This window comes from Streptomyces sp. NPDC029169 (assembly GCF_055563935.1).
This window is the reverse complement of the sequence record NZ_JBVHXA010000002.1, coordinates 545,056-570,038: the sequence shown is the minus strand read 5'-3', so window position 1 is coordinate 570,038 and position 24,983 is coordinate 545,056. Positions and strand designations below refer to the sequence as shown.

Sequence of the window (24,983 nt, the reverse complement as noted above, 5' to 3'; positions counted from 1 at the left end):
GGGGGCGGTGTCAACCGCCCCCTGCTCAGACGGTGTCAACCGCCCCCCGCTCAGACCGTGTTCACGACTCCGTGCGGTACATCAGGTCCACCTCGTGCGTGACGAAGCCCAGCCGCTCGTACACCGTCAGCGCCGCCGTGTTGTCCGCGTCCACGTACAGCATCGCCGTCGGCAGCCCCTGCGCCGCCAGGTGGCGGAGCCCGATCGCCGTGAGCGCCCTGCCGAGGCCGCTGCCCTGCGCCTCGGGCAGGATCCCGATCACATACACCTCGCCGAGCTGATCCTCGGCGTGCGTCTTCGTCCAGTGGAAGCCGATCAGCCGCCCCTCCTTCTCCGCGAGGAAGAAGCCCTTGGGGTCGAACCATGGCTCGGAGATCCGGTCGTCGAGGTCCCGCTGGGTGAGCGAGCCCTGCTCGGGATGGTGCGCGAAGGCGGCGGCGTTCACGGCGAGCCAGGCCGCGTCGTCCTGGCCGGGTACGAAGGTGCGGACCGTGACGCCCTCCGGCAGGACCGGCTCGGGGATGTCGAGCGGCGCCAAGGAGCGGCGCAGCTGGCGCAGTTCGCGGAACAGGGTCAGGCCGAGCACCTGGGCCAGGTGCCGGGCCGCCGACTTCCCACCGTGCGCCCACACCCGCAGCCGCTTGCCCGAGGCCGCGAGCAGCGCGGTCCCGAGCGCCCGGCCGTGGCCCCGGCCGCGGTGCGAGGGGTGCACGACCAGTTCGGCCGCCGGGGCCTCCACCGGGTCGGTGTCCTCCAGCTGGGCGTAGCCGTAGAGGTGCGGGCCGACCGTGAGCAGGAAGTGCCGTACGCCCTCGCGCCGGCCGTGCCGCAGATACAGCCGTCCCTGCTCGGAGACGGCGTGGACGCCGTCCGCGCGGTCGGCCGCCTCCAGCAGGTCGAGGACGTCCTGGACCTGCTCGGGGGAGAGCTCGTCGAGGGTGTGGATCTGCCGTCCGGGTTCAAGGGCCGGTGTCGGGTCAGGAGTCATGCTCCGAGCCTACGGCCGTGTCGCTTCGGCCCGTGGGAGATCACCCGGAGACCGTCAGGTGGACGGCGGACGGGTGGTGGACGGGTGGCGGACGGGTGGTGGACGGACGGCGGTCGGGTGCGGCTCCGGCGGTCGCCGGGCGGGGCGTACGCCGCGCGGAGTGACAAAGGCAATCAGCTCGTAACCCGTGACCCCCTGTTGCGCTACGCGCGTTGACCCTAGGCTGCGCCCGGACCGAGACTTCACTTCACATGCACCACAGGGGGGCGCATGCCTACCACTCCTCAGCACCAGCACCGCAGACGCCGTACGCACCGGCTCCTCGCGGCTGTGGCCGGCCTCGCCACCGTGGGAGCGCTCGCAGCAGCGCTGCCGGGCACCGCGAGCGCCGGCGAGGCCGGCCGCTCGGGCAAGCAGTCCGGCCGCTACCAGGACGTCCAGCTGCTGTCCTTCAACGACTTCCACGGCAACCTCGAGCCTCCCACGAGCTCCTCGGCGCGGCTCACGGAGATCCAGCCCGACGGCACCGTCAAGACCATCAACGGCGTCGGTGGCGTCGAGTACCTGGCCGACTCGCTGCGCACGGCCCGCTCGGGCCACCCCTACTCGATCACCGCGGCTGCAGGCGACCTGATCGGCGGCAGCCCGATCACCTCGGCGCTCTTCCACGACGAGCCGACCATCGAGGCGATGAACGGCCTCGGCCTGGACGTCACCGGCGTCGGCAACCACGAGTTCGACGAGGGCCGCACCGAACTGGAGCGCATGCAGAACGGCGGCTGCCACCCGAAGGAGGGCTGCTACGCGGAGGGCCGCACCTTCGAGGGCGCCGAATTCCCGTTCCTGGCCGCCAACGTCACCGACGACAAGACCGGCAAGCCGATCCTCGACCCCACGTACGTGTGGCAGAAGAACGGCGTGAAGATAGGTTTCATTGGCGTCACCCTGGAGGGTACGTCGAACATCGTCACCGCTGACGGCATCAAGGGCCTGACGTTCCACGACGAGATCAAGACGATCAACCACTACGCCACGAAGCTCCAGCGCCAGGGCGTGAAGTCCATCGTCGCCCTGATCCACGAGGGCGGCTTCCCGGCCTCGGGGGCGTACAACTACGACTGCGACGCCGCCGGCGCGGGCTCCGGCATCTCCGGCCCGATCGTCGACATCGCCAAGGGCGTCACGGCCAAGGTCGACGCGCTGGTCACCGGCCACACGCACACGGCGTACGCGTGCACCATCCCGGACCCGGAGGGCAACCCGCGCACGGTGACCTCCGCCGCCTCGTTCGGCCGGCTCTACACCGACACGTCGCTGACGTACGACCGCCGCACCGGCGACATCGTCCGTACGACGGTGAAGTCCGCCAACCACGTGGTGTACCGGAACAACGCGGCCCCGGACATGACGTCGCTGATCAGCCGCTACCAGACCATGGCGGCCCCCATCGCCAACCGCCCGATCGGTCACATCGCCTCGGACATCAAGACCACCCTGGAGTTCGACGACTCCTCGCTCGGCAACCTGATCGCCGACGCCCAGCTGGCGTACGCCAAGACCGTGGACCCGGCCGCGTCCGTGGCGCTGATGAACCCGGGCGGCGTGCGCGCCGACCTGGTCCACGCGGCTTCTCCGGCCGGTGAGGGCGACGGCGTGGTGACGTACGGCGAGGCCTTCAAGGTGCAGCCCTTCGGCAACACGGTGAACCTGGTCGACCTCACCGGCGCCCAGCTGCTCACCGTCCTCCAGCAGCAGGTCTCCGGCGCCAACGCGGCCGCCCCGAAGATCCTGGCCCCGTCGGGTCTGACGTACACGCTCGACATGACCAAGACGGGCGCGGACCGGATCGTCACCGACTCCATCCGCGTCGCGGGCGCCCCGCTGGACCAGGCGAAGACCTACCGGGTCGCCGCCAACTCCTTCCTCACCGGCGGCAGTGACGGCTTCTCGGAGCTGGCCAAGGGCGCGAACCTGCATGTCGGCCAGGACGACCTGATGGCCCTCGAGACCTACCTGGCCGCCAACTCCACGGAGACCAGCCCGCTGCAGGCGCCTGCGGCGGACCGGGTGAACGTCATCAAGTAACCGACCGCGCGAAGGGTCCGGGGGCGCTGCCCCCGGACCCTTCGCCGTGTCCGGAGGCCACTTCGGGCTCAACAGGCGAAGACGTCTGGACGTGATCCAGCCATGTTCACGCGGCATTTTTCATTCCGGACCGGCAACCCGGGCGGACGCTGATCGTATGCTGCATGTGATCTTGTCGACACGATCAGTTTCTATGATCTCTGGGATCTCTGGAGGGGCAAGACTGTGAAACATCCTGCCAGACGCTCCATCACCGTCGTCCTGGCGCTGTTTCTGGCATGCATGGGCATATCGGCGCCCGCGCACGCCAGTTCAACCACAGGCGACCGAGTCCTCTACTGGAACCAGGCGCTGATCGACGCCTACGTGACCACGGGCGGCGCTCCGGGACCCCTGGCACGGGCCGGGGCCATGATGCATCTGGCCATGTACGACGCCGCGAACGCCGGCCGCTGCCACAGCAGCGGCGGCTTCAAGCCGGAAAACTGCCTGGGGGCGCTCTACACCCCCGGCATCAGCGTGAAGGCCGGCGTCGCTCCCAACGTCGAGGCAGCGATGGACCACGCCGCCTACAACGTCCTCAAATCCGCCTTCCCCGCACTCGACTTCACCCCCTACCTCACGGCGGCCCGCACGGGCGAGCCGGTCGACGCCACCACCACGGAGGGCCAGAGCGTCGGCGAGAAGGCCGCCGCGGCGATGATCGCCCGTCGTACCGGCGACGGATCCGCGGATGCCACGCCGTACACCCCGAGCACCGAACCCGGCCAGTGGCGGCCGACGGGCTCCGGTGCGGCGGCGACTCCGAACTGGGGCAAGGTCAAGAAGTTCATCGACTACGGCGACTATCCGTGGACGCAGTTCAAGACCACGGCGGCCGACCTGCGTCCGCAGCAGCCCGGCGGGTTCGCGACGATGCCCGAGCTGCTGACGAGCCCTGCCTACACGGCCCAGTTCAAGGAGGTGGCGGAGCTCGGCGCGGCCAACAGCACGACACGGACCGCCGAGCAGACCCAGATAGCCTGGTTCTGGGCCAACGACCTGAACGGCACATACAAGCCGCCGGGTCAGCTCTTCGAGCACACCCGGATCGTCTCCGCGCAGCGCGGACTCGACCAGCTCGCCAACGTCCGGCTCTTCGCACTGGTCGCGGGCGCGATGGCGGACGCGGGGATCTCCGCCTGGGACCAGAAATACCAGACCCCCATCGATCTGTGGCGGCCCGAGAGCGCCATCCAGCTGGCCGACTCGGACGGCAACCCGGACACACCGCAGAACAGCTCCTGGCAACCGCTCTCAGCCGACGAAGCCGGGAACCGCTTCAGCCCGCCCTTCCCCGCCTACATCTCCGGGCACGCGACCTTCGCCGGAGCATGGGCCGAGTCGATGAAGCAGTTCTTCGGCACGGACAACATCTCCTTCACGGGCACCACCGACGATCCGCATGCGGTCGGGGTCTCCCGCACCTTCCCCAACTTCAGCGCGGCGGCCACCGAGAACGCCCGAAGCCGGGTCTACCTCGGTGTGCACTACCAGTGGGACGGCGACCTCGGCGTCGCGACAGGCCGGAAGGCCGCCGCCCAGATCATCAACAACTCCTACGGCCCGACGAGTTACAACGACAAGACACCCGTGTACAGCAGCCCCCGTCTCACCACCGTGGGCAAGGAATGGCTGATCAAACCCATGGGTGCCACGACCGTCGGGAACCTGTATGACGGCTCCCACGCTTCCTGGTACTGGTGTGACGACTACGGGGCGGAGAACACCTACGGCCAGCTCATCTGGAACTCCTACGGCTGTGCGAACGGCTACGACGGCTCCACGCACCTCTACTACGTTCCGCGCTAGTACCGGAAAGGACGGTCTTCCCGTGACCAGAAAGCATCTCCGACGCGTCGGCGTCGCGACCGCCGGTGTGATCGCCGCGCTCGTCTTCGTCGCGGTCGCCAGCGCGAACGCGACGGGATCGCAGGCCGACCCCAGCGTGCCGGGGACTCTCCGGGTTTTCGCCGGACCGTACGAGCAGGCGCAGTTCTGCGAGGGCGGCCCGACCCCGGTGCTCTCCGGCGCGCGCGGCGGCGCGCTCGCCGCCTCGCCGACCGAGTTCGGCAAGGACGCGGGCAAGAACAGGAGTTACCACTCCCTGCGGGCCACCTTCGAGGTCGCCAAGCCGGGCGAGGCCGCGCTCATCACCAAGACCAAGCGGATCTGGCCGAACGGCATGGTCTTCAACCTCGCTCTCGCTGCGGGCGAACTGAAGCCGGGTGCATACCAGTTCCGCCTGCAGACGGTCGGCGGCAACCAGGTCTCGGCCTGGACACCCTGGTGCGCGTTCACCGTCACTCAGTGACCCACGTCATGTGCGCGTGAATCTCACCTGAATGGTCAAGAAGGCCGGTTCCCCGTCGGGAACCGGCCTTCGGCCGGGTCACTGTCCCGGAGACATCGGCGCCAGCTCGCCGAAGATCCTGCAGTCCGCCGGCATCACGGGCTTCGCGGCGCTGGCGAAGGGCAGCAACAAGCGGGTCAGCGCCTCGGTCCTGGACCTGTTCAACGCGTACCTGGCGGCGAACTCCTTGGCGACGGCGCATCACGGTCGTGAAGTAGTCCGTAGGGTGAGGGGGCGGCGGGTCGTGCAAGACGGCCGCCGCCCTTTCGCGTACCCCCGTACCTCTGGGCAAACTTGACGCGTACGCGCCATACTCCGCGCATGGACCGACGAAGCCTTCTCGCGGGAGCCGCGGCAGCCGGCGCCACCGTCCTCATCGGAGCCGCGCCCGCCCGGGCGTGCACCCAGGGAGCCCTCGGGCTCCAGGACTGGATGGCCGGCCACGGCGACCCCACCCCGCTCCAGAAGCTCACCATCCCCGGCACCCACGACTCCGGCGCCCGCTTCGGCGGCCTCTGGTCCGAGTGCCAGAACACCACCATCGCCCAGCAGCTCGCCTCCGGAATCCGCTTCCTCGACATCCGCTGCCGGGTCACCGGCGGCTCCTTCGCCATCCACCACGGCGCCTCGTACCAGAACATGATGTTCGGCGACGTGCTCATCGCCTGCCGCGACTTCCTGGCCGCCCACCCCTCCGAGACCGTCCTGATGCGGGTCAAGCAGGAATACTCGTCGGACTCCGACGCCACCTTCGGCGCCATCTTCACCGACTACCTCGACAACCGGGGCTGGCGCTCCCTCTTCCGCATCGGCGCCACGGTCCCCACCCTGGGCGAGGCCCGCGGCAAGGTCGTCCTCATCGCCGACAACGGGGGACTGCCCGGCCTCAAGTGGTGGGACGGCGGGGCCATCGCGATCCAGGACGACTGGAACGCCCTGCCGAACGCCAAGTACCCCAAGATCGAGGCGCACTTCCGCAAGGCCGTCGAGCAGCCCGGCAAGCTGTACATCAACTTCGTCAGCACATCCGCGTCCCTGCCACCCCGCTGGAACTCTGACAACCTCAACCCCCGCGTCCACAGCTTCCTGGACGGCCCGGCAACCACCTGGAAGGCCCTCGGCATCGTCCCGATGGACTTCCCGAACACCCGCTCAGGCCTGGTCGAGTCCCTCCTCCGCCACAACTGACGGCGGGGGCGTCGTACCTGCTCCAGGGGTTTCGGTTCTTTCGTTGCTTGCGTTTCTTTCGAATATGCCTCATGCTGGAACGAGCCTCGAAGGAGACGACACCATGCACAGCACAGCCGAAGACAAGACCCTCCTCCCGGAGCACCGGGCCGAGATCGCGGAGCTGTGGGCCTTTCTCGACAAGGCGCCGAGCGCGTCCGAGCCGGCCCTCCTGCGTGGCCCCGACGGCACGACCAAGGCGCTGCCCGCAGAGGTGTACGAAGCCCTTCTCGTCGTCGTTCACGCGCTGTCCGAGGGGAAGGCGGTGACCGTCGCCCCCAAGCAGACCACTCTCACCACTCAGGAAGCAGCCGACATGTTGGGCGTGAGTCGCCCGACGCTCGTCAAGCTCCTGGACCAAGGGGACATCCCCTTTGCCAGGCCGGGCCGGCACCGCCGCGTCCTGCTGGCGGATGTCCTGGCCTACCGCGAGCTACGCCGATCCAGGCGGCGTACGGGCCTGGACGAGCTGGTCGAACTGACAGAGGAAGCCGGCTTGTACGGCGACTGATCTTCCGGGAGAGATGTGCTGCGCGTCGTTCTGGACACCTGTGTCCTCTTTCCGAACTACTTGAGGGACACCCTGCTGCGGCTGACCGAGGCCGAGATCTACGAGCCGCTCTGGTCGGCCGACATTCTGGAAGAACTTCGGCGGAACATCGCCGAGAAGCGCAACGAGGAGACGGCGAAGTACCTGGTCGAGAACCTGACCCGGCACTTCCCCGACAGCCTCGTGACGGGTTACGAAGCCCTCGTGCCGGTCATGAGCAATGACCCCAAGGACCGCCACGTCCTGGCCGCCGCCGTGCGGGGCGAGGCCCAGGCCGTTGTCACGCTGAACGTGCGTGACTTCCCCGAGGAGTCCACCGCCCCGTACGACGTCGAAGTGCTGCACCCCGACGACTTCCTGCTCGACGTCCTCGACCTCGAGCCCGTCCTCGTCCTGTCGGTCCTTCGGCATCAGGTCGCGCGCTACCGGCGCGAGCCCCGGGACGTCCACGGGCTGCTCGACAGGCTCGCGGCCGGCGGCGCGACCCAGTTCGCAGCCGAGGTCCGCCGCCGGATCTGAGGTTTGGTCAGCTTCCGGGCGGGGGCGTCGGTGCCCCCGGGAGGCGGACGACCGCCGACGTGCCGCCGCCCTCGGCCGCCGTCAGGGTCACCGTGCCGCCCGCCTGGTGGATCGTGCGGGCGACGATCGAGAGGCCCAGGCCCGAGCCGGGGAGGCTGCGGGCCGAGGGGGAGCGCCAGAAGCGGTCGAAGACGTGGGGGAGTTCCTCCGGCGCGATGCCCGGGCCGTGGTCGCGGACCGTCAGTTCGCCGCGCATCAGGGTCACCTCCACCGTGCCCCGCGGCGGCGAGAACTTCACCGCGTTGTCCAGGACGTTCACCAGTGCGCGCTCCAGGGCCGCCGGTTCCGCCCGGACGTACCAGGGCGCCAGGTCCGTGACGAAGGTCAGCTCGGGGCCGCGCAGCCGCGCCCGGGCGAGCGCCGAACGCAGGATCGTGTGGAGCGGTACGACCTCCAGGGGGCCCGGCTGTACCGCGTCCGGGCGAGCCAGCTCCTGGAGGTCGCCGATCAGCGCCGCCAGCTCCGTCATCTGCGCCTTCACCGACGCCATCAGCGCCCGCCGGTCCTCCGGCGGCAGCGCACGCCCCGTCTCCTCGCTGCGCGCGAGGAGTTCGATGTTGGTGCGGAGAGAGGTGAGGGGGGTACGGAGTTCGTGGCCCGCGTCCGCGATCAGCTGCGCCTGGCGGTCCCGGGAGACCGCGAGCGCGGCCGTCATCGCGTTGAAGGAGCGCGAGAGACGGGCGATCTCGTCCTCGCCCTCCGCCGGGATGCGTACCGTCAGGTCCTCCGTAGCGGCCACGTGCTCCACCGCGCCCGTCAGCCGGTTCACCGGTTCGAGCCCGGTCCGCGCCACCCACAGACCGGCCGCCCCCGCGCCGACGACGCCGATCCCGGAGACCAGGAGCAGCACCCAGGCGAGCGTGGACATCGAGTTGTCGATCTCCGACAGCGGCCGGGCGACGGAGATGCCGATCCCGATCGGGCCCTGCTGCGCGGGGTAGGTGTACACCCGCATCTCGGTCCCGTCGTCGGCCTTCGTCGTGTGCAGCGCGTACGGCACCTGCCCGCGCGCCACCGCCAGATCGCTCTCCTGCGCCGGCACCGGCGACGCCCCGGACGTGCAGACCGTCCCATTCGTGAGAATGATCTGGACCGTGTACGAACCGGCCGTCGGGACCGGCGTCTCGCTCTGCGCCCGGCACGTCGCAAGCAGCGCCTGCACCGACCCCGCGTCCAGTCGGCTGCTGCGCAGCGACGAGTCCAGCTCCGCCTCCAGCTGCGCCCGCGTCACGAACCAGCACGCCAGCGACACCGCCGCGACCGCCACCGCGACCGCCGTCGCCGTGAGCAGCGCGAGCCGCGACCGCAGTGGACGCGAGCGGAACCACGTCACAGGACCGCTCACTCCGGGCCTCCGCCGCGCAGGACGTAGCCCACGCCCCGCACCGTGTGCACCAGTCGTGGCTCGCCGCCCGCCTCCGTCTTCCGCCGCAGATACATCACGTACACGTCGAGCGAGTTCGAGCTCGGCTCGAAGTCGAAGCCCCACACCGCCTTCAGGATCTGCTCGCGGGTCAGCACCTGGCGCGGATGCGCCAGGAACATCTCCAGGAGCGTGAACTCCGTGCGCGTCAGCTCCACCGCCCGCCCGGCCCGCGTCACCTCGCGGGTCGCCAGGTCCATCCGCAGATCCCCGAAGGTCAGCACGTCGCCCTCGGGCGCCGCCTCCGTGGCCGCCGCGTACGAGCTGCGCCGCAGCAGCGCCCGGATCCGGGCGAACAGTTCGTCCAGCTCGAAGGGCTTCACCAGATAGTCGTCGGCGCCCGCGTCGAGCCCCGTCACCCGGTCGCCGACCGTGTCCCGCGCCGTCAGCATCAGGATCGGCACGGTCGAGCCGGACGCCCGGATCCGGCGCGCCGCCGTCAGCCCGTCCATCCGGGGCATCTGCACGTCGAGCACGACGAGATCGGGGGCGTACGACTCCATGCGGGCGAGCGCGTCGACACCGTCGACGGCCTCCTCGGTCCCGTACCCCTCGAAGGCGAGACTGCGCCGCAGCGCCTCCCGCACGGCGGGCTCGTCGTCGACGATGAGGATGCGGTCGCCTTCGTTCACCGGGCCAGTCATGGTGCCAGCCTCGCACGCGTTCAGTTCGAGCCGCCGTCCCGGAGGTTGTCCAGGTCGGCCTTGAGGGTGTTCACGGGGATGGCGAATCCGAGACCGACGCTGCCGGCCGAAGAACCGTTCGAAGAACTCGGCGCATACATGGCCGAATTGATCCCGATGATCTCGCCGTTCATATTGATCAGCGCGCCGCCGGAATTCCCCGGGTTGAGCGAGGCGTCGGTCTGGATCGCCTTGTACGTCGTCTTCGACGAGCCCGTGTCCCCGTTGAACTCCTGCCCGCCGAACTCGAAGGGCCAGCCCTGCCGCGGGTCGTACTGCGGCCGCTGCTGCCGGCCCTGGCCGCCGTCGTCCTTGGCCACCGTCACATCGCGGTCGAGCGCGGAGACGATGCCGCTGGTGACCGTGCCGGTCAGGCCCTCGGGCGAGCCGATCGCCACGACCTCGTCGCCGACCTTCACCTGGTCGGAGTTCCCGAGCGTGGCCGCCTTCAGCCCCGACGCGCCCTCCAGCTTGATCAGCGCGAGGTCCTTGTCCGGGTCGGTCCCGACGACCTTTGCCTCGTACGTCTTCCCGTTCGACAGCTGCACGCCGATCGAGGAGGCGCCGGAGATCACGTGGTTGTTGGTGACGATCTCGCCGTCGCCCGTGATGATCACGCCGGAGCCGGTGGACTTGCCGGAGGCCGAGGTCGCGGAGATCTCCACGATGGAGGGAGAGACGGCCTCGGCCACGCCCGCGACCGTGCCCTTGCTGCTCGCGGAGACGTTCGTGCCGTTGACGCCGGACGCGGTGGGCGCGCTGTCCGCGGTCAGCTGCTGGACGAGGGTGGCCGTGCCGCCGCCGACCGCGGCCGCGGCGATCGCCACCGCCGCCATCAGCCCTACGCCCCGCTTGGCCCGGCGGCGGGAGGCGGGGGCGGGGGGCGCCTGACCGCCGGACGGCCAGATCGTCGTACCCGGGTCGTTCGTGACCGGCTGCGTGGGGTCGTACGGGGGACGCGGCGGGTAGTACGGCTGCTGCGGCTGGGGCTGGTAGTCCGTCATGGATACGACTCTCGGAGCCGTACATGAGAGCTTCCTGAGGACGGCCTGAGAAGCCCGACAGAAGCCTGTATGCCCGATATAAGGGCTCAGCCCAAGGGGTCAGCCGTCGCAGCCGCAGGAGCGGCGGACCACCAACGCCGACGGGAACTGCTTCACCCGCTCGCTCTTCGAGCCGGCCACCCGCAGCGAGTCGTCCAGGACGAGATCCACCGCCGCCCGGGCCATCGCCGGCCGGTCCGAGGCGACCGTCGTCAGCGGCGGATCCGTCAGCGCCGCTTCCTTCACGTCGTCGAAGCCCGCCACCGCCAGCTCCGTCGGCACGTCGATCCGCAGCTCGCGCGCCGCGCGCAGCACGCCGAAGGCCTGGTCGTCCGTCGCGCAGAAGATGGCCGGCGGCCGGTCAGGCCCGGAGAGCAGCTTCAGCGCCACCTGGTACGCGTCGTAGCGGTTGTACGGGGCCTGGAAGAGCCGTCCCTCGATCGAGCGGCCCGCCTCCAGCATCGCCCGCCGCCAGCCCTCCTCGTGGTCCGCGACCGGGTCGCCGACCGCCGGGGTGTTCGGGACGCCGCCGAGACACGCCACGTACGCGTGCCCGTGCTCGAGGAGGTGCCGGGTCGCGAGCTGCGCGCCGCCGATGTCGTCCGTGACCACGGCCACGTCGTCCAGCGCCTCGGGCCGCTCGTGCAGCAGCACCACGCGCGCGTCCCAGGCCTCGATCTCGCTCGCGGCCCGCTCGCTCATGCCCTGGCTGACCAGGATCAGACCGGAGACCCGCATCCCGAGGAACGCCCGGAGGTAGTGGACCTCGCGCTCGTCCCGGTAGTCCGAATTGCCGACCAGGACCATCTTGCCGCGCTCGGCGGCGGCCTGTTCGACGGCGTGCGCCATCTCCCCGAAGAACGGCTGGCGCGCGTCCGGGACGATCATGCCTATGAGATCCGTACGGCGGGACGCCATCGCCTGGGCCACCCGGTCGGGGCGGTAGCCCAGCTCCTTGATGGCGGCGAGGACACGCTCGCGCGTGGCCGGGGCTACCGGCCGGGGTCCGTTGTTGATGACGTAACTCACGACCGCGGTCGAAGTACCCGCCAGTCGCGCTACGTCATCCCGCGTCACCTTGGCCACGCGCGGCAGTCTACGCGGGGTGACCTACCTACCGGCAGGTCGCACTGTGGCTTCCGCCACGTTCGTGTCCTCCGAGGGGGTGACATCGCGCGCGGCACCCTTGACCCGGGCCTCTTCCTTCGCCCGTGCCTCTTCCTTCGCCCGCGCCTCCTCCGCCGCCCGTTCGACCTTCTCCGGGGTGACGAAGCGGTAGCCGACGTTACGGACGGTGCCGATCAGGGACTCGTGCTCGGGGCCGAGCTTGGCGCGGAGCCGCCGTACGTGGACATCGACCGTACGGGTGCCGCCGAAGTAGTCGTACCCCCAGACCTCCTGGAGGAGCTGGGCGCGGGTGAAGACCCGGCCCGGGTGCTGCGCGAGGTACTTCAGGAGCTCGAACTCCTTGAAGGTCAGGTCCAGGACCCGGCCCTTGAGCTTCGCGCTGTACGTCGCCTCGTCCACCGAGAGATCGCCGTTGCGGATCTCCATCGGGGAGTCGTCGGCCACGATCTGCTGCCGCCCCATCGCAAGCCGCAGCCGGGCCTCGACCTCGGCCGGGCCCGCGGTGTCGAGCAGCACGTCGTCGATGCCCCAGTCGGCGGTGACGGCCGCGAGACCGCCCTCCGTGACGACGAGGATCAGCGGGCAGCCCGGCCCGGTGGAGCGCAGCAGCTGACAGAGGCTGCGCACCTGCGGGAGGTCGCGGCGGCCGTCGACGAGGATGACGTCCGCGCCGGGGGTGTCCACAAGCGCGGGGCCCTCGGCGGGGGCCACCCGCACGTTGTGCAGCAGCAGGCCGAGTGCGGGGAGCACCTCGGTCGACGGCTGGAGGGCGTTGGTCAGGAGCAGCAGTGAACTCATCGCGCCCCACCTGCCTGGGTCGTCGTTCGGTCGTGCTTGTTTCGCTCGTCCATGACGTCGGTTCCTCCTCGGTCCCTGCGAGGACTACTGCGGCACTTGCTCACTGCTCGATCACTGTTGCTCACTGCCGGCTCTCGCGCCCTGAGAGCCTTTGTTCATCCGTCCGTAACAACGGTCCGGAAACGCAAAAGGACCCGGGGGCTACGTCGCCCGGATCCTCTGCCAAGCAGAATAGCCCACATGAGTTCCGAGGCAGAGGGTCGATTTCACATCGTGGATGTTTCCTCGACCACACCCGGCTTCCAGCGTGCCACTTTGCTCACCGAAGACGGCGTCCGTATCGAGGCTGTTTACGAACCGTGTACGCGCGGGGTCGCGGATACGGCGCTGGTTGTCGCCCATGGCTTCACCGGTTCGGCCGCCCGGCCCGCTCTCCGCCGCGCCGCCCGTGCCCTCGCCGGGCACGCCGCCGTCCTCACCTTCTCCTTCCGGGGACACGGCCGATCGGGTGGCCGCTCCACCGTCGGCGACCGCGAGGTCCTCGACCTCGCGGCGGCGGTGCGCTGGGCCCGCGAGCTCGGCCACGCGCGCGTGGCGACCCTCGGCTTCTCCATGGGCGGCTCGATCGTCCTGCGCCACGCGGCCCTGGAACGGGACACCGGCGGCCACGCCGACGCCGTCGCGGCCGTGAGCGCGCCCGCCCGCTGGTACTACCGGGGTACGCCTCCGATGCGCCGCGTCCACTGGGTGATCACCCGCCCGATGGGGCGCCTGGTCGGCCGCTACGGCCTCGGCACCCGCATCGACAGCCGCGCGTGGGATCCCGTACCGCTGTCGCCCGTCGAGGCGGCCCCGCTGATCGCGCCGACGCCCCTGCTGATCGTCCACGGCGACCGCGACCCGTACTTCCCCGTCGACCACCCGCGGACGCTGGCGGAGGCGGCCGGGTGCGAACTGTGGCTGGAGCGCGGCATGGGCCACGCCGAGAACGCGGCGGACGAGGAGCTGCTGCGCCGGTTGGGGCACTGGCTCACGCGCGGATAGCCCATGATGGACAGCGGCGCGCACACGAACGAAGGGAGCGCCGCTATGGCAGCGGGAACCATCCGCTACTGGGCCGCGGCCAAGGCCGCCGCCGGTGTCGCCGAGGAGCCGTACACCGCCGAGACGCTGGCCGAGGCGCTGGAGGCCGCCCGCGCGAAGCACCCGGGCGAGCTGGTCCGCGTACTCCAGCGGTGTTCGTTCCTCATCGACGGCGACCCCGTCGGGACCCGCGCGCATGAGACCGTACGCCTTGCCGAGGGCGGCACGGTCGAGGTGCTCCCGCCGTTCGCAGGAGGGTGAACCGCACAGCATGAGCAGCGATCAGCAGCAGCCGTACCCCGATCCGTACGGGTATCAGCCCCAGTACCAGGACCCGCACGTCACCCAGACGTGGGAGGGCCAGACCTGGGACACGCAGTACCAGCCGGTGGTCGAGCAGGCGCCCCAGCAGGCAGTGCAGCCGGTGGCGTACGACCCGGCGTATCTGGCGTCGCAGCCCGCGCACGCGCTGCCGCCCGAGGCCCCCGTGGGTCCGGCGGATCCCGCGCCCGCGCCCGTGTACTCCGCACCCACCACCTCCGGCCACACCCGCCTCACCGACGCCCAGCGCGCCCGGGCCGAGGGCCGCTCGCCGATCATCGAGCCCGGGCTCCAGCCGGCCGCCCTCACCGCGGCGCTCGGCGTCCTGCTCGCCGGCGGCGCCGCGCTCGGCTCGTACGGGCTGCTCGTCCCGCTCGTCCTGCTCCAGGCCGTCACCGCCGCCGGCTGGTTCCGGCTCAACGGCATGTGGCCGGCCCGGCAGGGCATCGCCCTCGCCTTCGCCGGCGGCCTGACCGCCGACGTCGTCCTGCTCGCGGCAGGCCGGGAGAACGCGCCCGCCGCGATCATCGGCACCCTCGGCGTCTGGGTGCTGCTCACCCTCGTCCTCCAGCTGCGCAGCCACGCCGACCCCGACGAGCGGATGTACGGCCTCATGGCCACCGTCGCCTCGGCCGCGCTGACGATCGTCGCGACCGGGCACCTCGGCGCCGCGCCCGACGCCGTGGTCGTCGGCGGCCTCGCCGTCGCCGCCACCGTCGTCGCCCGCGCCCTCCCGCTGCCCGGCCCGGTCTCCGTCGTCGTGGCGCTCCTCGCCGCCGCGGGCGCCGGTATCGCGGCCGGCGGGTTCACCGACCTGGGCACCTCCGGCGCGCTGCTCGGCCTGGGGGCCGGGGTGTGCGCGCTGGTCGGCCTGCGGGCCGCGAGCTACGACTACCCGTCCCGCTTCGTGCACATGACGGCCGGCGTCGCGCTGCCGCTGACGGCCGCGGCCCCCGCCGTGTATCTCCTCGGGCGTGCGCTCGCCTGAGTACGTCCGCCTGAGTACGTCCGGGAACCATCCGGCCCCGCGGCACGTCGATCTTCGTGTCGGGGGCCGGAGACATCTCATGGGGGGCGGCAGGCCATGCGAGCACTGCGCATCTTGCTGATCGTGGCCGTCGTGCTCGGCGGAATCTTCGTGGGCGTCGACCGCCTCGCGGTCGCCTACGCCGAGTCCGAGGCCGCCGACCGGGTGCGGCTCGGCCCCGCGCGGGCCGGTTCGACGGACGTCGACATCAAGGGCTTCCCGTTCCTGACCCAGGTCATGGACAAGCGGCTCGACGAGGTCGAGGTGGTGCTGACCGGCGTCGAGGCCACGGCCGGCGACCGGAAGATCCGCATCAGCGAGCTGACCGCCGCGCTCCACGAGGTGACGGTGAACGACGCGTTCACGAGCGCCCGCGCGCGCACCCTGACCGGGACCGCACTGATCTCGTACGCGGACCTGACAGCGGCCGCCGACCGTGACGTGAAGATCGCCTACGGCGGCGACGGCAAGCTGAAGGTCACGGGAGGGATCGAGATCCTGGGCCGTACGGTCACCCGCAGCGTCGTCTCCTCGGTGACCCTGGTCGACGGCGACACGATCCGCGTACGGGCCGACGAGGTGCCGGGCGAGGGCATTCCGGTAGTGGAGTCCCGGATCCGGCAGCGCACCGACTTCGACCGTGAGATCGGCGGGCTGCCCGCGGGCATGAAGCTCCAGAAGATCGAGGCCCGCGAGGACGGCGTGGCGATCGAGGTGACGGGCTCGGACGTGGCGCTGGCGGGGTGAAGCGGGGCCCGTACGACCACGCGACCTCCACCGCGCCCCGCCACATACTGAGACGGCACTGTCCGATGCGTAGAAAGACCACACCACCGGACCACCCCGGACCCGGGCGGCACACCGCTTCTCTGCGATCGCGTCCCGCATCTCGGACGATCGCGTCTCAAAATACGACACACCGGTGACACGGCCGCCTGTCCGTCCCTACGATCGTGGGCATGAAGCGACAGGCGGATCTCACGAAGCGGCGGGCAGTAGACCTGTGCCGCATCGCCGCCATGCTCTGTCGCCCCATCTGAGCGGGACGCTCACGTCCCGTATCCCCGAGGCCCTTCGACACTCCGTCGGGGCCACCCCGTGTAGCCGTACGCACGCACTGACGCGTACCCGCACCACCCCGTGCGACACCGCAGGCACCACCGCAGCACCGCACCACACCGCCGAACACTGCCCCGGAGGAGAAACAGCATGAGCCGCAGCGACGTCCTGGTAGACGCCGACTGGGTCGAGGCGAACCTCGACAACCCGCAGGTGGCCGTCGTCGAGGTCGACGAGGACACCTCCGCGTACGAGAAGAACCACATCCGCAACGCGATCCGGATCGACTGGACGAAGGACCTGCAGGACCCGGTCCGCCGCGACTTCATCGACCAGGAGGGCTTCGAGAAGCTCCTCTCGGCGAAGGGCATCGCGAACGACACCACGGTCGTCCTCTACGGCGGCAACAACAACTGGTTCGCCTCCTACGCCTACTGGTACTTCAAGCTCTACGGCCACCAGGACGTGAAGCTCCTCGACGGCGGCCGCAAGAAGTGGGAGCTCGACTCCCGCGACCTGGTCGCCGAGGTCCCGGCCCGCCCGGCCACCGAGTACAGGGCCAAGCCCCAGGACACCTCCATCCGTGCCTTCCGCGACGACGTCGTGGCCGCGATCGGCGCCCAGAACCTCGTCGACGTGCGCTCGCCCGACGAGTTCTCCGGCAAGCTGCTCGCCCCGGCCCACCTCCCGCAGGAGCAGTCGCAGCGCCCCGGCCACGTGCCGAGCGCCCGCAACATCCCGTGGTCGAAGAACGCCAACGACGACGGCACCTTCAAGTCGGACGACGAGCTCAAGGCCCTCTACGAGGACGAGCAGGTCGACCTGGCGAAGGACACCATCGCGTACTGCCGCATCGGTGAGCGTTCCGCGCTGACCTGGTTCGTGCTGCACGAGCTGCTCGGCGTCGAGAACGTCAAGAACTACGACGGCTCGTGGACCGAGTACGGCTCCCTCGTCGGTGTGCCGATCGAGCTCGGCGCCAACAAGTAAGACCACCCGGACGCACGGACTTAAGGACAGAAATCATGTGTGGAGCGCAGCCCGGCGGCCCCGACGCCTCGACGATCAAGCCCGGTGAGACCACCATCCAGGGCTACGTGACCAAGGACGGCGAGCCCGTCACCGGTTACGTCCGCCTCCTGGACTCGACCGGCGAGTTCACGGCCGAGGTCCCCACCTCCGCCACCGGCCAGTTCCGCTTCTACGCGGCCGAGGGCACCTGGACCGTCCGCGCCCTGGTCCCCGGCGGCACCGCCGACCGCCAGGTCGTGGCCCAGAAGGGCGGCCTCGCGGAGGTCGCCATCGCGGTGTGACACCGCACCGCTGAACCGGCCGAAGGGCCGTGCCTCCTGGGGGGTTGGACGCCATCCGGGACTTAGAGGCACGGCCCTTTGGTCTGCCCCGGCATAACCTGGATGTATGTATGCGCGTCGTCGGCACGCCTACTTCTGGATGATGGGCGTCTGCCTGGTGCTGTTCGTCGGGGCCTGGGCCGTTGTGCGGCTGTTCTCGATGCCCGTGGCCATCGGGATGTGCGTCGTCGCCATGCTCATCCCGCCGGTCGCCGCGATGATCGCGAACCGGCGGGGACCGGAGGACCGCTGGTGGGACGATCCGTCCGGGGATCCGCAGTCCGATGAGTGGTGGGACGAGCTCGACGGGAAGAAGCGTCGGGAGAGCTGACTCAGTACACCAGGGCCTGGGTGTCGTCCGTCATGGCTTCCTGGACGAAGACCTGGGCGCCGGCGATGCGGATGCCCTCCAGGACGTCCTTCTCCGTGATCTCGCGGCGGGCCGCGCACTGGGTGCAGAGCGTGATCCGGCCGGCGGCCAGGATCGAGCCGAGCAGGTCCGGGAGCGGGGCGGCGTGCGGGAGTTCGAACTCGGCCGCGCGGCCCGGGAGCGCGAACCACGACGACTCGCCCGTCAGCCAGAGCGAGACCTCGACCCCACTGGCAACGGCGACGGCCGCCACGGTGAAGGCCTGGGAGCAGCGTTCGGGGGCGTCGGCCCCGGCGGTCACCTTGATCACGAGCTTCTTCGCCATGTACCGAACTGTAATGCGAAGCAGTGCAACCTCATGTACCACTCACCTGTCAGGTGGGTGCGCGGATTAACGGAATCCGCCGTTACGGTCTCGTGGGGGGGCCTTGAATACCCAAGAAAGTATCCAATATCCGAAATCCGTTCCCAAGCGGAGAGTGGGGCGCACGGTCGCGCTGATCGCCGTCGCCGCCGTACTCGGCGCTGTTGGCGGTACGGCGGTCGGATACGGAATCCAGGCCGAGCGTGAGCCGACGCCGCTGCCCGCCCTGAACCAGCCGGACCTCGCGTACCCGAAGCCGCTGCCGAAGGGGCAGGTCCTGGAGCCGCTGACGGCCGCCGAGGACCGCAAGGTCAAGACGGACGGGGACCTGCGAAAGCTGCTGCTCCCGAAGCCGGCCGGCGCGAAGGCTCCGGAGTTCCCGATCGGTGACGGCTGGATGTCGGCCACCGAGTACGCCTCCGAGTTCAACTCGCCCCAAAGGGCGTTGTCGTACCAGCTGGAGCAGGGGATCCGGCGCGTCGCCGTCACCGCGTGGACGACCGGTGAGCACCGTTCCACCGAGATCCGCCTCGTGCAGTACCGGCCCAGCGCCGAGCAGGGCGCGCTGGACCATGCCGAAAGCCAGATGGACTACATGCCGGACGAGGACTACGCCGGCTACGGGGGCGACGCACTCAGGGGCTCCACCAACGGCCGCTTCTACGTCTTCCCGGTGGAGAAGGAGGCGGGCTACCTGGATCGCTACGAGGCCAGGGCCTACTTCCAGCGCGGCGACGTCATGGTCGCGATCTTCATGTACGACACCAAGAAGATCTCCAAGAAGGACATCAGTTCGGTGGCCGAGCAGCAGCTGGGGCGCCTGTGAGCGAGGACCGGAGCACCGTGACCGACGATCTGGCCGACGGCGTGATCGATGACGTGTCCGACGACGTGACCGATGACGTGTCCGCCGAGGAGCCGAAGAAGCGCGTCCGCGGGCGCAAGCTGCTGACCGTCGTCCTGCCCGCCGTCCTCGTCGTGGGCACGGTCGGCGGTGGCCTGACGTACACCGGCGTGACCGTCTCCTCCGCCGACCGCAGTGCGCCGACGATCGTCTGGGAGGAGCCGAAGTCGCAGGGCGAGGACCCGGCGAAGACCGCCGTCACCCGCGGCAGGGCGACGACGGAGCTGAGCAAGCTGCTGCTCCCGGTACCGGACGGCTATCGGCTCGGCCCTGACATGGACGAGTACGGCAACGATTCCGAGCTGTCCGAGGCGCAGGCCGTCGCCCAGCTCAAGGCCGAGGGCAAGGGGCTCGCGGGCAAGAAGCGGCGTGAGTTCGAGAAGCGGGTCGAGAAGATCGGCCTCAAGGGGGTCGCCGCCCGCTCCTTCGTCGGCATGGACGAGAGCTCTGTGGTGACGGTGACGGTCGCGCGCATGAAGGACAAGAAGCTGATCCGGGACATGTACGAGCTCCGTACGGAACTCGCCGAGCTCCTGGAGCTGCCCAAGGGCCCGAAGGTCGCCGGGCACAAGAACTCCGCCTGCTTCCTCGCTCCCAAGAGCAAGGAGAAGAACAAGGAGGAGGCGGAGGAGGAGCTGGACGGGATGTTCTGCGTGGCGTACGACGCCGAGAACCTGGTCACGGTCAGCGCCATGGGCGGGAAGCCGCTCGACAGGTCCGAGGTCGCGGGTCTGGTGAAGAAGCAGCTCGACCACATCACGTCCCCGGGGGAGTACGTATGACCGAGCAGACGACCGAGGCCCCCGTGCCCGAGACGCCCGAGGCCCCCGAGGCACCCGTGTCTGGGGCCCTCGTGTCCGAGGCCCCCGAGGCGGTCGCCCCCGACGCCCAGGCCCCCGCGCCCGAGGCGGCCACCCCCGACGCCGAGGCGCCCGCGCCCCCGCGTTCCCGCCGCCCCCTCCTGTGGGCCGTCGCCCGCTGGACCGCCGCCGTCGTGGTCTGCGGAGGCGTCGGGGCCGGAACCGCGCTCGGCATCACGTCCATGGAGCGCACCGACGTGCCCGGTCTCGCCACCGAGCACGACGGCCGCTGGGACTACCCGAAGCTCAGCCTCCCCGCCCTCCCCGAGGGCACGCCGCGCCCCTACACGCTCGGCAATGAGGGCGAGGTCCACCACGCGGACCCGCGCAAGCTCCTCCTGCCCGCCCCAGCCGGCGCCACCGCCGATCCGAAGCTGAACGGCGGCTGGGTCACCGTGGACCAGTACCTCTCCCTCTACGGCAAGGACCGCCGCGCCGAGCTGAAGGACGCACTGGCCGACTCCGCCCTGCGGCACATCGCCGCCCGCGGCTGGACGACTCCGGACGGCACCACGACCCGGATCCACCTGCTGCGGTTCAACTCGGTGGCCTTCGCCGAGGCTTTCAAGGACTACGGGCTGAACTTCGGCGAGACCGACGAGACCCTCCTGGACGGCGTCGAGGCGGCGGACATCTACGACGAGCTGGCGACCCAGGTCACGGTGCCGTACACCGACACGTACGCGTACGAGGAGCCGAAGCCCTACGGCCCCGAGCAGACCCGCTGGGCCTACATCCAGGCCGGCGACACCCTGGCGCTGGTCACCCAGTCCCGTAAGGGAGAGGCGCTCACGGTCCCGTTCCAGCAGACCGTCGCCCTGCAGGCCCAGCTCCTGGGCTGATCCGCAGACCTTGTCCCACCTCACAGAACGGTCCGGGCCCCCGCCCAGTAAGCTGGGGTCCGGCCCGTTCTGCCTTCACGCTCATTCGAGGAGCACACCCGTGATCATCTTCTTCGAAGTTCTCCTGGCCCTGGTCTGTGTCGCCGTGCTCGCGTTCACCGGTCTGGCCGTGAAGAAGCTGTACCAGGGCCAGCGCTAATCACCTCTACAGATCGACAGAGCTGCTGATGATCCAGATCCCGTCCGACCTCAACCCGGACCTCGTCCCCCTCGCGTTCCTCCTCGGGACGTGGGAAGGCGCGGGCGTGGCCGACTTCCCCGGTGCCGAGAAGTGCAACTTCGGTCAGTCCGTGACGTTCAGCCACGACGGCCGTGACTTCATCGAGTACCGCTCGCACTCCTGGGTCCTCGACAACGACGGCAACCAGATCCGCCCGCTGGAGAGCGAGAGCGGCTACTGGCGGGTCGACAAGGACCGCAAGGTCGAGATCGTGATGGTCCGCGACCAGGGCATCGTGGAGATCTGGTACGGCGACCTCGCCGACAAGAAGCCGCAGATCGACCTGGTGACGGACGCCGTGGCGCGCACCGCGGCCTCCGGCCCGTACAGCGGCGGCAAGCGGCTCTACGGCTACGTCAAGGGCGACCTCATGTGGGTGGGCGAGAAGGCGACCCCCGAGGTCCCGCTGCGCCCGTACATGTCGGCGCACCTGAAGAAGGTCGTGACGCCCGAGGAGGTCGCGGAGATGGCGCGCGGCCTGGGCGATCTGCCGGACGACGGCATCGCCTTCTTCAAGTAAGACGTCGAGCATCAAGCAAGACCTCGAGACCGCTCGGGATTCCGCCACGCCCTCCATACACTGGGGGGCGTGGTGAGCACCGACTGGAAGAGCGACCTGCGGCAGCGTGGTTACCGGCTGACGCCCCAGCGCCAGCTTGTCCTGGAGGCTGTCGACACGCTCGAGCACGCGACGCCCGACGACATCCTGGGCGAGGTCCGCAAGACGGCCTCCGGTGTGAACATCTCCACCGTGTACCGGACCCTGGAGCTCCTGGAAGAGCTCGGTCTGGTCAGCCACGCCCACCTGGGGCACGGCGCGCCGACGTACCACCTTGCCGACCGGCACCACCACCTCCATCTGGTCTGCCGGGACTGTACGAACGTCATCGAGGCGGATGTCGAGATCGCGGCCGAGTTCAAGGCGAAGCTCCGGGAGACCTTCGGGTTCGAGACGGACATGAAGCATTTCGCGATCTTCGGCCGGTGCCAGGACTGCTCGAACAAGGACGCCGGTTCGCAGTCGTAGGCTTTCCCCTATGAAGAGCCCTCTGCTGTCCCTGCCCGGCGCCGTCCCCGCCGAAGGCCGCGACGAAGGCGTCGCCGCGCACTACGGCGACCTGTTCCGCGAGCAGCGCGCCCTCGCCGCCGGTGACGGTTTCGTCGACCTCTCGCACCGCGGTGTCGTCACCGTCTCCGGGGACGACCGGCTGAGCTGGCTGCATCTGCTGCTCACCCAGCACGTCAGCGAGCTGCCGCCCGGACAGGCCACCGAGGCGCTGATCCTCTCCGCCCACGGTCACATCGAGCACGCGCTGTACCTCGTCGACGACGGCGAGACGGTCTGGGCGCATGTGGAGCCCGGCACGCAGGACGAGCTCATCGCCTATCTGGAGTCGATGAAGTTCTTCTACCGGGTCGAGGTCGCCGACCGTACGGACGAGTTCGCGGTCGTCCATCTGCCGGCCGGTTCCATCGCCGGGGTGCCGGAGGGTGTTCTCGTACGGGAGACCCCGCACGGCCGCGATCTGTTCCTGCCGCGCGCGGAGCTGGAGTCCTTCGCCGCTACGCACGGGCCGGCCGCCGGGATCCTCGCGTACGAGGCTCTGCGGATCGAGGCGCACCGGCCGCGGCTCGGCTTCGAGACCGACCACCGGACCATCCCGCACGAGCTGGGCTGGATCGGCAGCGCGGTCCATCTGCAGAAGGGCTGCTACCGCGGGCAGGAGACCGTCGCGCGCGTCCACAACCTGGGGAAGCCGCCGCGCCGGCTCGTCTTCCTGCACCTGGACGGCAGCGAGGTGCATCTGCCGGGCCACGGCACCCCGATCCGGCTCGCGTCGGACGGCGCCGAGGGCCGCCAGCTGGGCTTCATCACGACCTCTGGCCGCCACCACGAGCTGGGGCCGATCGCGCTGGCGCTGGTGAAGCGGAACGTGCCGGTGGACGCGGAGCTGATGGCCGGGGAGACGGCCGCCGCGCAGGAGACGGTCGTCGAGCCGTAGGCCTCAGACCTCGATCAGGACCGTGAACGGGCCGTGATTCGTGAGCGAGACGCGCATCGCCGCTCCGAACCGGCCCGTCTCCACGTGCGCGCCCATCTCCCGCAGCCGCGCCACGACCTCGTCGACGAGCGGCTCCGCGACCGAGCCGGGCGCGGCGGCGTTCCAGGTGGGCCTGCGGCCCTTGCGGGCATCCCCGTAGAGGGTGAACTGAGAAATCACCAACAAGGGCGCATTAACGTCCGAACAGGATTTCTCTCCCTCCAGAATCCGGACGGACCACAGCTTTCTGGCCAGCTGTGCCGCCTTCTCCGGGGTGTCGTCGTGGGTGACTCCCACCAGCACACACAGCCCCTCGCCGACGATCTCGCCGACGGTCTCGCCCGCCACGACGACGCTTGCGCCGTCCACCCTCTGCACCACTGCACGCATAAACACCAACCTACCGACCCGGCGCATAGGGGCTGAACGGGTGCAGAGCGCCTGCACGCGCGCGTGTGGGAGTGGCACCATGCCTGGAGGCGGTGCGCTCCGCACCGGTCGAGGGGACGATTCACATGAGTGCACCTGGCGCCGGGCAGACGCCGGCCCGTTTGGGAGTAGGCGTACGACCGCCCGCGCAGCGGACGGCCGGCGCGCCCGCGCTGCCGGAGCGGCGGCAGCCGGACATCGCCGCCCTGCGGCTGCCGGAGCTGCGCGCGCTGCGTCGGGACGCGCAGGGCGACGAGGCGGACCTCAGCTATGTGCGGCGGATGCTGCAGGGCCGTATCGACATCCTGCGGGCGGAGCTGGCCCGGCGGACGGATCCGGAGTCGCCGGTCCTGGACCGGCTGTCGGAGATCCTCGCGGACGCGCCGTCGCGGCGCGGCTCGTCGGCGCGGCACGTGACGCTGTCGACGCCGCGGAGCGAGGAGTACCGGCGGCTCGCGGCGGAGATGCTCTCGGAGGTCGAACTGTCCGATCTCGGGGCGCGGACGGACGACGAGCTGCACGCGGCGATGGGGCGGCTCGCGGGGTACGAGCAGCAGATCTCGCGGCGGCGGCAGGAGCTCCAGCGGACGGCCGACGACTGCAGCGCGGAGATCACCCGCCGCTACCGCGAGGGCGAGGCCCAGGTCGACGACCTGCTGGCCTGACCGCGCAGCCCCGGCACCTGCGGGTGCCGGACCCGCGGGTGCCGGGGCTGCGGGGGCGGGACCTGCGGGTGCCGGACTTGCGGGGGCGGGACTTGCGGGGGCGGGACCTGCGCGGTCCGGACTCGCGCGGGCGGGAGCTGCGCGTGCCGGGGCTGCGCGGGCAGGAGCTGCGCGGGCGGGAGCTGCGCGTGCCGGGGCTGCGGGGGCCGGACCTGCGCGGGCGGGAGCTGCGCGTGCCGGGGCTGCGCGGGCAGGAGCTGCGCGGGCGGGACCTGCGCGTGCCGGGGCTGCGGGGGCCGGACCTGCGCGGGTTGGACTTGCGCGGGCGGGAGCTGCGCGGGCAGGAGCTGTGCAGGCCGCATCCGTGTCGGCCTGAGCCGCGCCTGCCTGTCGCCCACCTGAGCCCGGCCTGAACCACCCGGCCCCGACCCGCCCGCCCCTCCCGGGAAACTCGGGTGCGGGGGGCGTTCGGCGCGCATAGCCTCGCCC

General features: G+C 70.4%; 29 protein-coding genes. 21 read left to right on the top strand and 8 right to left on the bottom strand.

Annotated elements, in window-relative coordinates; all coding sequences use genetic code 11:
- Nucleotides 1-61: 61 nt before the first annotated feature.
- Nucleotides 62-988, bottom strand: a complete 927-nt coding sequence (gene mshD, locus ACZ4VI_RS06495) for a mycothiol synthase (protein ID WP_467997168.1) — start codon at nucleotides 986-988, stop codon at nucleotides 62-64.
- A 270-nt stretch (nucleotides 989-1,258) separates the two neighbouring features.
- Between mshD and ACZ4VI_RS06490 the strand changes: the two genes are divergently transcribed.
- From ACZ4VI_RS06490 to ACZ4VI_RS06465, 6 genes are all read left to right on the top strand, one after another.
- The gene (locus ACZ4VI_RS06490) at nucleotides 1,259-3,073 is read left to right on the top strand and encodes a bifunctional metallophosphatase/5'-nucleotidase (protein WP_467997166.1); all 1,815 of its coding nucleotides are present in this window, start codon (nucleotides 1,259-1,261) and stop codon (nucleotides 3,071-3,073) included.
- A gap of 225 nt (nucleotides 3,074-3,298) precedes the next feature.
- On the top strand, nucleotides 3,299-4,924 hold the full coding sequence (locus tag ACZ4VI_RS06485) for a vanadium-dependent haloperoxidase (protein WP_467997164.1): 1,626 nt from the start codon (nucleotides 3,299-3,301) through the stop codon (nucleotides 4,922-4,924).
- 22 nt (nucleotides 4,925-4,946) lie between these two features.
- The gene (locus ACZ4VI_RS06480; RefSeq protein WP_467997162.1) at nucleotides 4,947-5,426 is read left to right on the top strand and encodes a hypothetical protein; all 480 of its coding nucleotides are present in this window, start codon (nucleotides 4,947-4,949) and stop codon (nucleotides 5,424-5,426) included.
- 360 nt (nucleotides 5,427-5,786) lie between these two features.
- Nucleotides 5,787-6,653, top strand: a complete 867-nt coding sequence (locus tag ACZ4VI_RS06475; protein WP_467997161.1) for a phosphatidylinositol-specific phospholipase C — start codon at nucleotides 5,787-5,789, stop codon at nucleotides 6,651-6,653.
- A gap of 103 nt (nucleotides 6,654-6,756) precedes the next feature.
- Nucleotides 6,757-7,203, top strand: coding sequence for a helix-turn-helix domain-containing protein (locus tag ACZ4VI_RS06470; RefSeq protein ID WP_467997159.1), 447 nt, complete (start codon nucleotides 6,757-6,759; stop codon nucleotides 7,201-7,203).
- A gap of 15 nt (nucleotides 7,204-7,218) precedes the next feature.
- The gene (locus ACZ4VI_RS06465; RefSeq protein ID WP_467997157.1) at nucleotides 7,219-7,761 is read left to right on the top strand and encodes a PIN domain-containing protein; all 543 of its coding nucleotides are present in this window, start codon (nucleotides 7,219-7,221) and stop codon (nucleotides 7,759-7,761) included.
- Between the two features lie 7 nt (nucleotides 7,762-7,768).
- On the opposite strand, the gene ACZ4VI_RS06460 is transcribed toward ACZ4VI_RS06465, so the two are convergent.
- The 5 genes from ACZ4VI_RS06460 to ACZ4VI_RS06440 all read right to left on the bottom strand — a co-directional run bounded on the left by ACZ4VI_RS06460 (nucleotide 7,769) and on the right by ACZ4VI_RS06440 (nucleotide 12,896).
- On the bottom strand, nucleotides 7,769-9,166 hold the full coding sequence (locus ACZ4VI_RS06460) for a sensor histidine kinase (protein ID WP_467997155.1): 1,398 nt from the start codon (nucleotides 9,164-9,166) through the stop codon (nucleotides 7,769-7,771).
- Nucleotides 9,163-9,888: a response regulator transcription factor gene (locus ACZ4VI_RS06455; protein WP_467997153.1), complete on the bottom strand. Its 726-nt coding sequence runs from the start codon at nucleotides 9,886-9,888 to the stop codon at nucleotides 9,163-9,165. The genes ACZ4VI_RS06460 and ACZ4VI_RS06455 overlap by 4 nt, the downstream gene beginning before the upstream one ends.
- A 20-nt stretch (nucleotides 9,889-9,908) precedes the next feature.
- Nucleotides 9,909-10,931: a S1C family serine protease gene (locus ACZ4VI_RS06450; RefSeq protein ID WP_467997152.1), complete on the bottom strand. Its 1,023-nt coding sequence runs from the start codon at nucleotides 10,929-10,931 to the stop codon at nucleotides 9,909-9,911.
- 99 nt (nucleotides 10,932-11,030) lie between these two features.
- Entirely contained in the window at nucleotides 11,031-12,056 is a 1,026-nt protein-coding gene (locus ACZ4VI_RS06445) for a LacI family DNA-binding transcriptional regulator (RefSeq protein ID WP_467997150.1), read from the bottom strand.
- A 24-nt stretch (nucleotides 12,057-12,080) separates the two neighbouring features.
- The gene (locus tag ACZ4VI_RS06440) at nucleotides 12,081-12,896 is read right to left on the bottom strand and encodes a response regulator transcription factor (protein ID WP_467997148.1); all 816 of its coding nucleotides are present in this window, start codon (nucleotides 12,894-12,896) and stop codon (nucleotides 12,081-12,083) included.
- Nucleotides 12,897-13,136: 240 nt separating this feature from the next.
- On the opposite strand from ACZ4VI_RS06440, the gene ACZ4VI_RS06435 reads away from it, so the two are divergent.
- The 7 genes from ACZ4VI_RS06435 to ACZ4VI_RS06405 all read left to right on the top strand — a co-directional run bounded on the left by ACZ4VI_RS06435 (nucleotide 13,137) and on the right by ACZ4VI_RS06405 (nucleotide 18,069).
- Nucleotides 13,137-13,940: an alpha/beta hydrolase gene (locus ACZ4VI_RS06435; RefSeq protein WP_467997146.1), complete on the top strand. Its 804-nt coding sequence runs from the start codon at nucleotides 13,137-13,139 to the stop codon at nucleotides 13,938-13,940.
- A gap of 45 nt (nucleotides 13,941-13,985) precedes the next feature.
- Nucleotides 13,986-14,240: a MoaD/ThiS family protein gene (locus ACZ4VI_RS06430; protein ID WP_467997144.1), complete on the top strand. Its 255-nt coding sequence runs from the start codon at nucleotides 13,986-13,988 to the stop codon at nucleotides 14,238-14,240.
- A gap of 10 nt (nucleotides 14,241-14,250) precedes the next feature.
- The gene (locus ACZ4VI_RS06425) at nucleotides 14,251-15,288 is read left to right on the top strand and encodes a hypothetical protein (protein WP_467997142.1); all 1,038 of its coding nucleotides are present in this window, start codon (nucleotides 14,251-14,253) and stop codon (nucleotides 15,286-15,288) included.
- Nucleotides 15,289-15,384: 96 nt separating this feature from the next.
- On the top strand, nucleotides 15,385-16,074 hold the full coding sequence (locus ACZ4VI_RS06420; protein ID WP_467997140.1) for an LmeA family phospholipid-binding protein: 690 nt from the start codon (nucleotides 15,385-15,387) through the stop codon (nucleotides 16,072-16,074).
- A 462-nt stretch (nucleotides 16,075-16,536) separates the two neighbouring features.
- Nucleotides 16,537-17,376: a sulfurtransferase gene (locus ACZ4VI_RS06415; RefSeq protein WP_467997138.1), complete on the top strand. Its 840-nt coding sequence runs from the start codon at nucleotides 16,537-16,539 to the stop codon at nucleotides 17,374-17,376.
- A 35-nt stretch (nucleotides 17,377-17,411) separates the two neighbouring features.
- Nucleotides 17,412-17,699, top strand: coding sequence for a DUF1416 domain-containing protein (locus ACZ4VI_RS06410; RefSeq protein ID WP_128977887.1), 288 nt, complete (start codon nucleotides 17,412-17,414; stop codon nucleotides 17,697-17,699).
- 106 nt (nucleotides 17,700-17,805) lie between these two features.
- Nucleotides 17,806-18,069 (top strand): DUF3099 domain-containing protein, encoded by a 264-nt coding sequence (locus tag ACZ4VI_RS06405; protein ID WP_467997136.1) that lies wholly within the window; start codon nucleotides 17,806-17,808, stop codon nucleotides 18,067-18,069.
- A gap of 1 nt (nucleotide 18,070) precedes the next feature.
- Here the strand turns inward: ACZ4VI_RS06405 and ACZ4VI_RS06400 are convergent, their stop codons facing one another.
- The gene (locus ACZ4VI_RS06400; protein ID WP_467997135.1) at nucleotides 18,071-18,433 is read right to left on the bottom strand and encodes a DsrE family protein; all 363 of its coding nucleotides are present in this window, start codon (nucleotides 18,431-18,433) and stop codon (nucleotides 18,071-18,073) included.
- Nucleotides 18,434-18,587: 154 nt separating this feature from the next.
- Here ACZ4VI_RS06400 and ACZ4VI_RS06395 point away from each other — a divergent pair, with 154 nt between their 5' ends.
- The 6 genes from ACZ4VI_RS06395 to ygfZ all read left to right on the top strand — a co-directional run bounded on the left by ACZ4VI_RS06395 (nucleotide 18,588) and on the right by ygfZ (nucleotide 23,361).
- Complete coding sequence (locus ACZ4VI_RS06395; RefSeq protein ID WP_467997134.1) at nucleotides 18,588-19,298, top strand: hypothetical protein; 711 nt, start codon at nucleotides 18,588-18,590, stop codon at nucleotides 19,296-19,298.
- A 17-nt stretch (nucleotides 19,299-19,315) separates the two neighbouring features.
- Complete coding sequence (locus tag ACZ4VI_RS06390; protein ID WP_467997132.1) at nucleotides 19,316-20,158, top strand: hypothetical protein; 843 nt, start codon at nucleotides 19,316-19,318, stop codon at nucleotides 20,156-20,158.
- Nucleotides 20,155-21,078, top strand: a complete 924-nt coding sequence (locus ACZ4VI_RS06385) for a hypothetical protein (protein ID WP_467997130.1) — start codon at nucleotides 20,155-20,157, stop codon at nucleotides 21,076-21,078. Before ACZ4VI_RS06390 ends, ACZ4VI_RS06385 begins: the two co-directional genes overlap by 4 nt.
- 227 nt (nucleotides 21,079-21,305) lie before the next feature.
- Nucleotides 21,306-21,878, top strand: a complete 573-nt coding sequence (locus tag ACZ4VI_RS06380; protein ID WP_467997128.1) for a heme-binding beta-barrel domain-containing protein — start codon at nucleotides 21,306-21,308, stop codon at nucleotides 21,876-21,878.
- Nucleotides 21,879-21,947: 69 nt separating this feature from the next.
- Entirely contained in the window at nucleotides 21,948-22,385 is a 438-nt protein-coding gene (locus tag ACZ4VI_RS06375) for a Fur family transcriptional regulator (RefSeq protein ID WP_467997127.1), read from the top strand.
- A 10-nt stretch (nucleotides 22,386-22,395) separates the two neighbouring features.
- The gene (gene ygfZ / locus ACZ4VI_RS06370) at nucleotides 22,396-23,361 is read left to right on the top strand and encodes a CAF17-like 4Fe-4S cluster assembly/insertion protein YgfZ (RefSeq protein WP_467997125.1); all 966 of its coding nucleotides are present in this window, start codon (nucleotides 22,396-22,398) and stop codon (nucleotides 23,359-23,361) included.
- A 3-nt stretch (nucleotides 23,362-23,364) separates the two neighbouring features.
- On the opposite strand, the gene dtd is transcribed toward ygfZ, so the two are convergent.
- Nucleotides 23,365-23,790, bottom strand: a complete 426-nt coding sequence (dtd, locus tag ACZ4VI_RS06365) for a D-aminoacyl-tRNA deacylase (RefSeq protein WP_467997123.1) — start codon at nucleotides 23,788-23,790, stop codon at nucleotides 23,365-23,367.
- 125 nt (nucleotides 23,791-23,915) lie between these two features.
- Between dtd and ACZ4VI_RS06360 the strand changes: the two genes are divergently transcribed.
- Entirely contained in the window at nucleotides 23,916-24,494 is a 579-nt protein-coding gene (locus ACZ4VI_RS06360; RefSeq protein WP_467997121.1) for an RsiG family protein, read from the top strand.
- 68 nt (nucleotides 24,495-24,562) lie between these two features.
- Nucleotides 24,563-24,907 (top strand): pentapeptide repeat-containing protein, encoded by a 345-nt coding sequence (locus ACZ4VI_RS06355; RefSeq protein ID WP_467997119.1) that lies wholly within the window; start codon nucleotides 24,563-24,565, stop codon nucleotides 24,905-24,907.
- The last annotated feature ends 76 nt before the right edge of the window (nucleotides 24,908-24,983 follow it).